Genomic DNA, 12,478 nt, shown 5'->3' on the forward strand with positions numbered 1-12,478 from the left:
CCGGCATCGGGAGCCGTCCGCGCGTATCAATGGCTGATACAGAACGTGGCCGGAATTCGGAAGATCGCCTTCACTCCGGGTGTTCCGGGCGTCACACAACGGGCATGACCTGCTGTACGACGCAGGTGACTCACGAGTGGACAGGAAGAAGGGCCGAGCGGTGACCGAGGGAGCCGGCCTCCACACCGGGGACCTGCCGGACGACCTGACCGCGGCCGAGGCGGGCATGTGGCAGGCCTTCCGCAACGGCAGCGTGTACGACCTGAGCAGCGGGGACGCCGTCGTCGACGATCCGCACGGCGGGCACCCCTGGGGGCCCGAGCGGAGCGTCAGGGCGCGGATCGTCTGCTGGCTGCTGCTGGACGGGCCGCCCGCGCTCGCGGGCCGGGTGGCCTCGCTCAAGCTCGCCGGGGTGCGGGTGACCGGCACGCTGGACCTGGCGGGCGGCACGGTCATGCCGTACGTGGAGCTGCGCGGCTGCCGCTTCGACGACCAGGTGCTGCTGCCCGAGGCCCGGTTCACCACCCTGCGGCTGGTCGACTGCGCGATGCCGCGTCTGGAGGCGGCCCGGGTGCACACCGAGGGCGATCTGCACCTGCCGCGCTGCCGCGTCCCGCTCGGGATCCGGCTGACCGACGCCCACATCGGCACGGACCTGCTGCTCAACCAGGCGATCGTGCACCAGGACCGCAGCGGCCGCTCGATCGCGGCGGACGGCATGACCGTGGGCCAGGACCTCCAGGCGGAGCTGCTGGAGTCGCACGGCGAGCTGAGCCTGCGCAGCGCCAAGGTGGGCGTCTCGCTGAGCCTGCGGGGAGCGAGGCTGGCCAACCCCTACGCCCGTCTCGCCCTGAACGCCCCCCAGCTCACGGTGGAGCGCACCCTGTACCTGACCCCGGCCGGTGTGGGCAGCCCGCTGCTGAGCGGCACCACCCCCGCGCGCGGGACGCGGATCCAGCGGTTCGAGTGCCAGGGCGGGGTGCGGCTGGACGACGGGCGGTTCGGGGACGCCATCGACCTGGACCGGGCGCGCTTCGACCTCACCGACGACCAGGTGCTGTCGCTGCGCCGGGTGCAGACGCCGGAGCTGCGCTTCCTGGGGGACGCCCCGCAGCGGGGCCAGGTGCTGCTGTCCGGCGCGCGGGTGGTGAACCTCGTGGACCGCGCGGGCAGCTGGCCCGGTCCCGGCCGGCTGCACATGGGCGGCTTCGCCTACGAGAACCTGGTACCGCGCGGGCCGTTCCCACTGGTCCGGCGCCTGGACTGGGTGACAGCCGCGACCGCCGAGTACAACCCGGAGCCGTACGAGCGGCTGGCCGCGGTGCTGCGGGCGGCCGGCGAGGACGAGGACGCCCGGGAGGTGCTGCTCGCCAAGCAGCGCCGGCGCCGCGAGACGCTGCCGCCGGCCGCCAAGACCTGGGGCTACGTCCAGGACCTGGCGGTGGCGTACGGGTACCGGCCCGGCCGCGCCGCGGTGTGGATGGCGGTGCTGTGGGCGGCGGGCACACTGCTCTTCGCGCACGCCGACCATCCGCCGGTGAACCCAGGCGGGCATCCGTCCTGGAGCCCCGCGCTGTTCACCCTCGACCTCCTGCTGCCGGTGGTGGACCTGGGCCAGGCCGGCCAGTGGGAGCTGCACGGGGGCTGGCAGTGGCTGGCGGCGGCGATGGTGATGGTGGGCTGGGTGCTGGCCACGACGGTGGCCGCCGGGGCGACCCGGCTGCTGCGCCGCGGCTGACGAGTCGCCCCAGATTAGTTGAACAGTCGCCTTTACTTGTCCTTGACCGCCGGGCGTACAACTTTCCATGACTTGCCCCGGCCCTCTGGCGCCGCCCCGACCAGCGGACTTTCAATGGTCGACACCATGGTTCTGCTGCCGGCGTTCCTCCGCCCCACCCGGACGACACGACGCGCCTCCCGCCCCGCCGCTCCGCCGGCCGGTGACGAGGCCGTCCTCGACGCGCCCGACGAGCACCTCTCCCCCGCCCTGGTCGCGGCCGGGCGGGGCGAGTACGGCGCCGCCTCCGCCCTGCTCGCCGCCACCCGCGCGACGGCCGCCTGGGAGGACCGCGACCGGTACACCAGGCGACTCGCCTCCTTCGCCCGCTCGCGCCCCGAGTGGTTCGAGGAGTGGCGTACGGCCGCCCCGCACGACCCCGACATGGCCCTCGTCGGCGCCCAGCTCGCGGTGGACCGGGCCTGGCCCTCGCCGGCCCGCGCCGAACTGCTGCGCGAGGTGAGCCCGCTGATCACGGCCGCCGCCCGGGCCGAGAACCGCGACCCGGTGCCGTGGCGGATCGCGCTGGACCACGCGCGCGGCTCCCGGGCCGGGCACCGCTACTTCGAGGAGCTGTGGGAGGCGGCGGTCCGGCGGGCCCCGCACCACTACGGCTGCCATGTGGCCGCCCTGCGCTACCTGGGCGCCTGCTGGCACGGCTCCCACTCCGCCTGCTTCGACTTCGCCGACCTGGCCGCGCAGGACGCCCCCGCCGGCTCCCTGGTGCAGGCGCTGCCGGCCCGCGCGGCCTTCGGCTACCTCGTCGACGGCTGCGGACCCGAGGTGCCGCGCGAGCGGCTGGAGGCGGCGGCCGACGGGGCCGTCGCGCTCTCCGGGCACTTCCCGGCGGCCGTCCCCCGGCCCGCCGAGTTCCGCAACAAGCTGCTCTACGTTCTGCTCCGGCTGGAACGCTGGGACGAGGCCCGCGCCCAGCTCCCCCTGATCGGCCCGTACGCCACCTCCTTCCCGTGGGACCGGTTCTCCGACGACCCCCTGGGCCACTTCCTGCGGCTGCGCGACGCGCTCCTCGCGGACGCTCCCGGACCCGTGCTCGGCGAGCTGGCCGGGGCGCCCGCGCGACCGCGAAGCGAGCACCGCCGCCGGGCCGCCGTCCACGACCATTAGGCTGGGGCGCCGTGACCATCGCCCGCCTGCCTCTCTTCCCGCTGAACTCGGCGCTGTTCCCCGGGCTCGTGCTGCCCCTGAACATCTTCGAGGAGCGGTATCGCGCCATGATGCGCGAACTGCTGAAGACCCCCGAGGACGAACCGCGCCGGTTCGCCGTCGTGGCGATCCGCGACGGCCACGAGGTGGCACCGGCCGCCCCCGGCATGCCGGACCAGACCGCGCAGCCCGAGCGCGGCCCGGCCGCCGGCTTCGGCCCCGACCCGCTGAAGTCCTTCCACGGGGTGGGCTGCGTCGCGGACGCGGCGACCATCCGGGAGCGCGCCGACGGCACGTTCGAGGTGCTGGCCACCGGCACCACCCGGGTGCGGCTGCTGTCCGTGGACACCTCGGGCCCGTTCCTGACCGCCGAACTGGAGGAGCTCGCGGAGGACCCGGGCGAGGAGGCGGGCGCCCTGGCCGAGGGCGTGCTGCGCGCGTTCCGCCAGTACCAGAAGCGCCTCGCGGGCGCCCGCGAGCGCTCGCTCACCACCGGTGCCGAACTCCCGGACGACCCCTCGGTGGTCTCCTACCTGGTGGCGGCGGCGATGGTGCTGGACACCCCGACGAAGCAGCGGCTGCTGCAGGCGCCGGACACCGCCTCCCGGCTGCGCGACGAGCTGAAACTCCTTCGCTCCGAGACGTCCATCATCCGTAGTCTGCCGTCGCTGCCCGCGTTCGAGCTGACGCGGACGCCGACCAGCCAGAACTGAGCGCACGCCGTGCCCGGACCGGGCGCACGCTCCGAGCGAACCGAGGCCGACCCACCCGATGGCGAAGAAGTCCAAGAAGCAGCAGCCCGGCGGCACGCCCGCCACGGTCGCCCTGACGGCGGCGGGCGTGGCGTACACGGTCCACTCCTACGACCACGACCCCTCCCACCCGTCCTACGGGGAGGAGGCGGCCGAGGCGATGGGCGTCTCCCCCGACCGGGTCTTCAAGACCCTGGTGGCCGACGTGGACGGCACCCTGACCGTCGCGGTGGTGCCGGTGTCGGGCTCGCTGGACCTGAAGGCCCTGGCCGCCGCGGTGGGCGGAAAGCGGGCCACCATGGCCGACCCCACGCTCGCGGAACGCACCACCGGCTACGTGCGCGGCGGCATCTCCCCGCTCGGCCAGCGCAAGCGGCTCCCCACAGTCCTGGACGACTCGGCCGCGGCCCATCCGACGATCTGCGTCTCGGCTGGGCGCAGGGGCCTGGAGGTCGAGCTGGCACCCGGCGACCTCGCGCAGCTGACGGCCGCCGTGCTGGCCCCCGTCGGCCGGGGCTGAGCGGCCCCGGAGCCCTGGCGGCCGACAAGGCGCGGCCGGGGCACGGGCGGAGGCACGGCCGGGGCGGCGGCGCTGCCGGTACCCGGGCAGTGACCCGATCCGGCTCCCCGCTCAGCCGGAGTGGGGCGCCTCGCCGCCGGTGTGAGGCACCTCGGGATCCCGGGGTCCGAACAGCGCGGTGAGCCCCAGATGGACCAGCAGCCCGGCCAGCGGCCAGGCGAGCAGCGCGCCCTTGGCGCCCAGCTTGAGCGGGGCGGAGAAGGTGACCCCCTTGCCCACCGCCCTCGCGTGGGCGATCACGTCGGACGTCGGCCCCAGCCACACGCCGAGCCGCCACGCCAGCACGGCCCCGAGCAGACCGCCGAGCCCGAGCGCGACCACCAGCGGCACGCCCCCGCGCCGCCGCAGCAGGAACACCACGACCGCGCTGACCGCGCCGAAGGCCAGGCTGAGCAGCGTGAACGTGCCGTCCACACCGACCGCCTGCTCGCCCTCGGTGTCCTTGAGGTAGACCACCCAGCTCTTGTCGACCTGGTCCCCGACCAGCGGCACGTGCGGCGCCAGCCACCACCACAGCAGCCCCAGCAGCACCCCGGTCAGCGCCACGGCGAGCGTGATCAGGGCGGCCTCGCGCACTTCGGTCTTCATACCGGGGCCGTCCTGTTCGTACGGGCCCACGACCGGCGCCCCGGCGGGCGGCGGGGCCTGCCGGACCTGGTGCGGGGAGTCGTCGTGCGGCGGCGGTGGCGGAGTCAGCGGTGCGGTCACCCTGACATCGTGCCAGGTCGTGCTGTGGGCCGCGTCACCGGACGGCGGCCCGGCGGTAGGCCCAGGTGGCGACGGCCAGCGAGACCACCCCGACACCGGCGCACACCCCCAGGTCGACCAGGACGACCGCCCAGTCCGGGTCTGCCCCGAAGGTCCGGGCGTACGCCTCCACGCCGTAGGTCGACGGCAGCAGGTCCCGGGCCAGCCGGATCGGCTCCGGCATCCGGTCGGCCGGCAGCACGCCCAGCAGCAGCGCCGCCGACATGCCCAGCTGCCCCAGCAGCGTGGCCAGCTCGGGGCGCGGCGCCAGCAGCCCGCAGGCGGCGCCGAGCCCGGAGAGGGCGGCTCCGGCGAGCGGGATCACGGCCAGCAGGATCCACAGGTTGGACAGCGGCAGCCCGAACAGCGCACACCCGAAGACGGCGGTGACCAGGGTCCCCGGCACGGTGAAGGAGGCGTAGGCGGCCGCCGCGCCCAGCACCACCGCCGCGGGCGGCACCGGCAGCGTGGCGTAGTGGTCGAGGCCGCCGCTGGCCCGCAGCTGCCCGAAGTACTGCGACAGCAGGTTGAGCGCGACGTAGGCGACGACGAGCACCGAGGAGCCCGCCACCACGGACTGCGCCTCGCCGCCGCTGTCGACGACACCGCGCATCATCACGGCGATGCCGACGGACTGGAAGGTCGCCACGAACAGCAGCGGGATGCGCGCCACCCGGGCGCGGGACAGCTGGGCCCGGTAGACGGCCACCAGCGACGGCCCCAGCCGCGCGGGCGGCCCGAGCTCGGCCGCGCGCCGGGCCGGTTCCGGCACGGTCCGGGCCCCGCCCGGCAGAATCTCCGCGGGTACGACACTCACGACGCCCTGCTCCTCTTCCCTACGGCGGCCCGGCCGCCGTCCCACAGGGACCATACGGGTGCGAAGTCCCCCGGGCTCACGCCTTCACCAGTCCCTGCCGCGCCGCCCCGCCCAGGGCCAGGTACACGTCCTCCAGGCTGGGCGTGGCGAGCGTGAAGTCGTCCAGGGCGGCGAACGCGGCTCCGCCGGTGACGGTGGCGACGGCGGCCCTGGCCTCCTCGGGGGCGAGCCGAAGCGTCCAGCGGCGCCCGGACTCCACCGCCCGCTCGCGCAGCACGGCGACCTCCGGCACCTCCAGGGGTGCCCGTTCCCGCCAGACCAGCTCCACCCGCACCTCTCCGGAGACCTGTTCCTTCAGGCCGGCCGGGGTGTCACAGGCGATGACCCGGCCCTGGTCCAGGACGGCCACCCGGTCGAGGACCGTCTCGGCCTCGATGACGTTGTGCGTGACCAGCAGCACGGTCGTGCCGTGCTCGGCCCGCCGCCGGTCCACGGCCGCCCACACCGCGCGCCGGGCCACCGGGTCCATGCCGGTGGTGGGCTCGTCGAGGACCAGCAGCGGCCGCTCGCCGACGAGGGCGGCGGCGAAGCAGGCCAGGCGCCGCTGGCCGCCGGACAGCTTCTTCAGCGCCCGCCCGGCGAGGGGGGTGAGCCCCAGTTCCTCCAGCACGGCGTCCCGCTCGGCCCGCGCCCGCCGTACGTCCAGGCCGCGCAGACGGCCGGTGGTCTCGGCGGCGAGGGCGACGGTCAGCTCGTCCAGGGCGGAGGACTCCTGCCCCAGGTAGGCGAGGAGCCGTGCGGCCCGCTCGGGGTGCCGGACGATGTCGTGCCCGAGGATCTCGACGCTGCCGGTGTCCGGCCGCAGCAGTCCGGTGAGCTGCCGGACGAGGGTGGACTTGCCTGCGCCGTTCGGGCCGAGCAGGCCGAAGATCTCCCCGGACCGTACGTCCAGGTCCACGGCGTCGGTGGCCCGCACCTCGGGCGTGGCCGGCGCCCCGCGCCGGCCCTTCACGGGCGGATAGGTCTTGCCGAGCCCGCGCACGCGTAGGACCTCGTCATGCCGAAGTGCCGGTGCCACGCGCGTACTCACAAGGGACGAGACTACGGGGTCCGGGGCCTTTACTCGCCTTTGGGGGCGGCCACACGGATCTCAGTCGGCGGCGGGCGCGTGCTGTTCCGCCGCCGCGGGCACGTCGACCTCCCGCCAGAAGCCCGCCCGGATGGCGTAACGGTCGTGCTCGTCGATCTGGTCGTCCTTGTGGGCGAGCAGCCCGAAGCGGGCCGCGTACCGCAGCAGCTCGCCGTCGATGCGGTGCGGGATGCGCGGGTACATCGTGGACAGCCGCTGCACATGGGTCTGGTCGCCGAGCCGGGCCGTCCACCGGCGGGCGAAGACCTGTCCCACCTCGTAGGGGTCGCCGCCGACCGTGGTGATGTCCTCCTCCCGGTCGGCCCACCGCTGCTCGGCAGTCGTCAGCTGGGCGAGCGTGGGCATCGAGGCGATCTCGGGCGGTTCGGCGACGGTGCCCGGCCGGTCCACCCACCCTTTGTCGGAGGACCAGCGCAGGGTCGCGGTCGTCGGGTGCTGCGCGGCCTGCGGCGCCCCGGGGGCGCGCAGCGCGGCGAGGTCCTTGGGGGTGGGAACGCCCTTGGCGGCGGGGACCCGCTCCTGGACGCCGTTCTCCCTCCCGGCGGCCGGGGCGTGGCCGCCCTCCTCGGCGGGGTGGTCGCCGGCGGGTGCCGGTGCGGACTCGGGCAGGGGGGCGGAGAGGATCGCGGCGATCTCCGGCCGGGTCACCGGCTGCGGGGCGCAGACGCCGGTCAGCTCCTTGGCGCGGACGGCCTGGGTGATCCAGGCCCGGTCCAGCACGCGCCGCTCGTCGGCCTCGGCGACCAGGTCCTCGGACTGGTTGTAGTCACCGTCGGCGGCCTGCACGGCCCACAGGTGGACGGCGACGCCGTGTTCCTTGGCGGCCATCATGCCGGGCAGCAGGTCGCCGTCGCCGGTGACCAGGACGACGTCGGAGCAGGCGCGATTGCGGGCCAGTTCGGTCAGCTCGGCGTGCATGGCGGCGTCCACGCCCTTCTGCGCCCAGCGTCCGTCGCTGCGGGTGAGGGCGCCGAGGCGGACGGTGACGCGGGGCATGACGCGCAGCCGGCGATGCTCCGGCTGGGGGACCCGGTCCGGAGCGCCGTCGAACCAGTAGATACGCAGCAGCGGCCGCTCGGTCTCCGCCTCCGCGCGCTCGCGCAGCCCCTGGATCAGCGCCGTGTGGTCGACGGTGATGCGGGACCGGGAGGGCTCACCGGCGAGGAGGCTGGCGGCGGCACCCAGCAGATATCCGGCGTCCACCAGGACGATGCAGCGGTCCACGCGACTCACCCTCTTCCCGGGAGGTTTTGCTTCGGACTTCCTTCGAGTCTGCCCGACCCCACGGGGGTTAACGGCCCGAACTCGATCTTCGGCGTGGCGTTTGCGGCTCCTGCGCGCCCACCACCCCTGTCACACACGGTAATTATCCGACATGCGCGCCGTGTCGGCATATGTGAATCTGAAGCCGGCCCTGGCCCCTAGATCCCCTTCAGGAGGCAGATCACCATGGCCAAGAACAAGAACCGCAAGCAGTCCGGCCCCCAGAACCGCGCTCCGCAGAGCGAGCACGGCCAGGAGCGCGCGCAGCGACCGGCGGAGGACCACGAGTCCTCGATGGCGCACGTGCCGGGCAGCCCGTCGGATGTTGCTCGTAAGAAGCAGAAGAGCTTCGGCCACAACTAAAGGGCTCTGCCAAAGAGCTCCAGGCACTGGGCAGTTGCGGCCCAGGCACGCAGAAGGGGCGCATCCCTGCGGGGTGCGCCCCTTCTCGCCGCATCGGCTCAGCCGGCCAGGCAGGACGGGCCGAGCAGCACCTTCAGGTCGCCGAACAGCGCCGGGTCGGGCTTGACGCGGTGCCGGTCGAGGCGCAGCACGGTGGTCTTGCGGGGGCCCTGGAGCTTGATGCGGACCTCGCTGTCGCCCTTGTGGTGGCTGAGGATCTCGCCGAGGCGGCTGACCATGGGCGGGGTGACCCGGGTGGCCGGGATGGTGAGGATCACGGGCGCGTTGGTGCCGGCGTTGGAGAGGTCGGGGACCATCAGCTCCATGGCGACGAGCCGCGGCACGTCCTCCCGCTTGTCGAGGCGGCCCTTGACGAACACCACCGCGTCCTCGACGAGTTGGGTGGAGATGAGCTGGTAGGTCGCCGGGAAGAACATGCACTCGATGGAGCCGGCGAGGTCCTCGACGGTCGCGATCGCCCAGGCGTTGCCCTGCTTGGTCATCTTGCGCTGGAGACCGGAGATGATGCCGCCGATGGTGACGACCGCGCCGTCGGCGTGCTCGCCGCCGGTGAGCTGGGAGATGCCCGCGTCGGCCTTGTCGGCGAGCACGTGCTCCAGGCCGAAGAGCGGGTGGTCGGAGACGTAGAGACCGAGCATCTCCCGCTCCTGGGCGAGCAGATAGGTCTTGTCCCACTCGTCCGTGGTGAACTCGACGTCGAGGCCGAAGCCGGGTTCGCTGCCGGTGTCCTCGCCCATGCCGCCGAAGAGGTCGAACTGCCCCTCGGCCTCCTTGCGCTTGACCGCGACGACGTTGTCGATCATCGGCTCGTACTGGGCGGTGAGTCCCTTGCGGGTGTGGCCCATCTCGTCGAAGGCGCCGGCCTTGATCAGCGATTCCGTGGTGCGCTTGTTGCAGACCACGGCGTCGACCTTGTCGAGGTAGTCGGGGAAGGAGGCGTACTTCCCCTTGGCCTTGCGGCTCTTGATGATCGACTCGACGACGTTGGTGCCGACGTTGCGGACGGCGGAGAGGCCGAAGAGGATCACGTCGTCGCCCTGGGCGGCGAAGTTGGACTCGGACTCGTTCACGTTCGGCGGGAGCACCTTGATGCCCATGCGGCGGCACTCGTTGAGGTAGACCGCCGACTTGTCCTTGTCGTCCTTGACGGAGGTCAGCAGCGCGGCCATGTACTCGGCGGGGTAGTTCGCCTTGAGGTACGCGGTCCAGTACGAGACCAGGCCGTACGCGGCGGAGTGCGCCTTGTTGAACGCGTAGCCGGCGAAGGGGACCAGCACGTCCCACAGGGCCTGGATGGCCTCGTCGCTGTAACCCTTCTCGCGGGCACCCTTCTGGAACAGGACGAAGTTCTTCGCCAGTTCCTCGGGCTTCTTCTTGCCCATGACGCGGCGGAGGATGTCGGCCTCGCCGAGCGAGTAGCCGGCGATGATCTGGGCGGCCTTCTGCACCTGCTCCTGGTAGACGATCAGGCCGTAGGTGACGGCGAGGACCTCTTCGAGGGGCTCCTCCAGCTCCTTGTGGATCGGGGTGATCTCCTGGAGCTTGTTCTTGCGCAGCGCGTAGTTGGTGTGCGAGTCCATGCCCATCGGGCCCGGACGGTAGAGCGCGGAGACGGCGGAGATGTCCTCGAAGTTGTCGGGCTTCATCAGCCGCAGCAGCGAGCGCATGGGGCCGCCGTCGAACTGGAAGACGCCGAGGGTGTCGCCGCGCTGGAGGAGCTCGAAGGTCGTGGGGTCGTCGAGCGGCAGGGACAGCAGGTCGATGTCGAGGCCCTTGTTGGCCTTCACCATCTTGACCGCGTCGTCCATGATCGTGAGGTTGCGCAGGCCCAGGAAGTCCATCTTCAGCAGGCCGAGCGACTCGCAGCTCGGATAGTCCCACTGGGTGATGGTCACGCCGTCGGTGTGCCTGACCCAGACCGGGACGTGCTCGGTGATGGTCTCGCTGGACATGATCACGCCGGCGGCGTGCACGCCCATCTGGCGGACCAGGCCCTCCACGCCCTTGGCGGTGTCGATGACCTTCTTCACGTCCGGCTCGTTCTCGTACATCCCGCGGATCTCGCCCGCCTCGCCGTAGCGCGGGTGCGAGGGGTCGGTGATGCCGTTGAGGTCGATGCCCTTGCCGAGGACGTCGGCGGGCATCGCCTTGGTGAGCCGGTCGCCCATGGCGTACGGGTAGCCCAGGACGCGCGCGGAGTCCTTGATCGCGTTCTTGGCCTTGATCTTGCCGTAGGTGCCGATCATGGCGACCTTGTCGGCGCCGTACTTCTCGGTCACGTAGCGGATCACCTCGACGCGCCGGCGCTCGTCGAAGTCGATGTCGACATCGGGCATGGAGACGCGCTCGGGGTTGAGGAAGCGCTCGAAGATCAGGCCGTGCGGGATCGGGTCGAGGTCGGTGATGCCCATGGCGTAGGCGACGATCGAGCCGGCCGCGGAGCCTCGGCCGGGGCCGACCGCGATGCCGTTGTTCTTGGCCCACATGATGAAGTCGGCGACCACGAGGAAGTAGCCCGGGAACCCCATCTGGATGATGACGTCCATCTCGTAGTCGGCCTGCTTCTGCCGGTCCTCGGGGATGCCGCCCGGGAAGCGGCGCTCCATGCCGCGGCGGACCTCCTCCTTGAACCAGGTCACCTCGGTGTAGCCGTCGGGGATGTCGAACTTCGGCATGAGGTTCTTGGCCTCGAACATGCCGGTGGTGTCGACCATCTCGGCCACCAGGAGCGTGTTGGCGCAGCCCTCCTGCCAGGCGTCCGAGGAGTCGATGGCATACATCTCGTCCGTGGACTTCAGGTAGTAGCCGGTGCCGTCGAACTTGAAGCGGTCCGGGTCGGAGAGGTTCTTGCCGGTCTGGATGCACAGCAGGGCGTCGTGGGCACCCGCCTCGTGCGCGTACGTGTAGTGCGAGTCGTTGGTGACCAGGGGCGGGATGCCGAGCTTCTTGCCGATCTCCAGCAGGCCGTCGCGGACCCGGCGCTCGATCTCGATGCCGTGGTCCATCAGCTCCAGGAAGTACCGGTCCTTGCCGAAGATGTCCTGGTAGTCGGCTGCGGCCTTGAGGGCCTCGTCGAAGTGGCCGAGGCGGAGCCGGGTCTGCACCTCGCCGGAGGGGCAGCCGGTGGAGGCGACGATGCCCTCGGACCACTGGGAGATGGTCTCCTTGTCCATCCGGGGCCACTTCTGCAGCCAGCCCTCGGCGTAGGCGTCGGAGGAGAGCCGGAAGAGGTTGTGCAGCCCCGTGCTGTTCACCGCCCACATCGTCTTGTGGGTGTAACCGCCGGAGCCGGAGATGTCGTCCCGCTTCTGGTGCGGCTGGCCCCACAGGATCTTGCGCTTGTTGCGCCGGGACTCGGGGGCGACGTATGCCTCGATCCCGATGATCGGGGTGACTCCGGCCTTCTTCGCGCTGTGGAAGAAGTCGTACGCCCCGTGGAGGTTGCCGTGGTCGGACATGGCGATGTGCGTCATGCCCATCTCGTTGCAGGCGTCGAACATGTCCTTGAGCCGCGCGGCACCGTCCAGCAGCGAGTACTGAGTGTGGACGTGCAGGTGCGTGAAGGGCGGCTTCGACACGGTTTCGGCCTCCAAGGAAAACGGGCGGCGACGATCTTCCGACCGGCTGCGGACCGACTGCGGACAGTCTGGGGGACAGCGTCGAAGTCTATGCCCCGGCACTGACACACGCGGGCCCCGTCCTCGTACCTTCAGGTGGGAACCGGGCACTCCCGCGTGGCGTCGCCCGTTGGAGACGGCGGAAGCGCTGTCGTACCCGTACACCTACGTTCATGCACCACCCGTCC

The 12,478-nt window shown here is 72.2% G+C and carries 10 protein-coding genes; 5 read left to right on the forward strand and 5 right to left on the reverse strand.

Going from position 1 to position 12,478, the window contains the following annotated elements; translation table 11 throughout:
* The first annotated feature begins 160 nt into the window (after positions 1–160).
* From PV343_RS21830 to ybaK, 4 genes are all read left to right on the forward strand, one after another.
* Positions 161–1,738, forward strand: a complete 1,578-nt coding sequence (locus PV343_RS21830) for an oxidoreductase (protein ID WP_319148639.1) — start codon at positions 161–163, stop codon at positions 1,736–1,738.
* A 114-nt stretch (positions 1,739–1,852) separates the two neighbouring features.
* A complete protein-coding gene (locus PV343_RS21835) occupies positions 1,853–2,902 on the forward strand; it encodes a hypothetical protein (RefSeq protein ID WP_319148640.1) in 1,050 nt (349 codons plus the stop codon).
* An 11-nt stretch (positions 2,903–2,913) separates the two neighbouring features.
* Complete coding sequence (locus PV343_RS21840; RefSeq protein ID WP_319148641.1) at positions 2,914–3,654, forward strand: LON peptidase substrate-binding domain-containing protein; 741 nt, start codon at positions 2,914–2,916, stop codon at positions 3,652–3,654.
* 58 nt (positions 3,655–3,712) lie between these two features.
* The gene (gene ybaK / locus PV343_RS21845) at positions 3,713–4,213 is read left to right on the forward strand and encodes a Cys-tRNA(Pro) deacylase (protein WP_319148642.1); all 501 of its coding nucleotides are present in this window, start codon (positions 3,713–3,715) and stop codon (positions 4,211–4,213) included.
* A 111-nt stretch (positions 4,214–4,324) separates the two neighbouring features.
* On the opposite strand, the gene PV343_RS21850 is transcribed toward ybaK, so the two are convergent.
* The 4 genes from PV343_RS21850 to PV343_RS21865 form a co-directional block, all read right to left on the reverse strand.
* Positions 4,325–4,981, reverse strand: coding sequence for an AAA family ATPase (locus PV343_RS21850; RefSeq protein WP_319148643.1), 657 nt, complete (start codon positions 4,979–4,981; stop codon positions 4,325–4,327).
* 34 nt (positions 4,982–5,015) lie between these two features.
* Positions 5,016–5,837: an ABC transporter permease gene (locus PV343_RS21855; RefSeq protein ID WP_319148644.1), complete on the reverse strand. Its 822-nt coding sequence runs from the start codon at positions 5,835–5,837 to the stop codon at positions 5,016–5,018.
* 76 nt (positions 5,838–5,913) lie between these two features.
* Positions 5,914–6,927, reverse strand: coding sequence for an ABC transporter ATP-binding protein (locus PV343_RS21860; RefSeq protein ID WP_319148645.1), 1,014 nt, complete (start codon positions 6,925–6,927; stop codon positions 5,914–5,916).
* Between the two features lie 60 nt (positions 6,928–6,987).
* Entirely contained in the window at positions 6,988–8,211 is a 1,224-nt protein-coding gene (locus PV343_RS21865) for an NYN domain-containing protein (protein WP_319148646.1), read from the reverse strand.
* Between the two features lie 225 nt (positions 8,212–8,436).
* Here PV343_RS21865 and PV343_RS21870 point away from each other — a divergent pair, with 225 nt between their 5' ends.
* Entirely contained in the window at positions 8,437–8,613 is a 177-nt protein-coding gene (locus PV343_RS21870) for a hypothetical protein (RefSeq protein WP_020939460.1), read from the forward strand.
* 98 nt (positions 8,614–8,711) lie between these two features.
* Here the strand turns inward: PV343_RS21870 and dnaE are convergent, their stop codons facing one another.
* Positions 8,712–12,251: a DNA polymerase III subunit alpha gene (gene dnaE, locus PV343_RS21875; RefSeq protein WP_319148647.1), complete on the reverse strand. Its 3,540-nt coding sequence runs from the start codon at positions 12,249–12,251 to the stop codon at positions 8,712–8,714.
* Positions 12,252–12,478 lie beyond the last annotated feature (227 nt).

The organism is Streptomyces sp. WI03-4A (assembly GCF_033792105.1).
Taxonomy (GTDB): domain Bacteria; phylum Actinomycetota; class Actinomycetes; order Streptomycetales; family Streptomycetaceae; genus Streptomyces; species Streptomyces collinus_A.

Bases quoted from the DNA above. Each gene is read 5' to 3' on its own strand.
- PV343_RS21835 (WP_319148640.1), top strand. From the start codon at position 1,853: ATGGTCGACACCATGGTTCTGCTGCCGGCGTTCCTCCGCCCCACCCGG.
- ybaK (WP_319148642.1), top strand. From the start codon at position 3,713: ATGGCGAAGAAGTCCAAGAAGCAGCAGCCCGGCGGCACGCCCGCCACG.
- PV343_RS21870 (WP_020939460.1), top strand. From the start codon at position 8,437: ATGGCCAAGAACAAGAACCGCAAGCAGTCCGGCCCCCAGAACCGCGCT.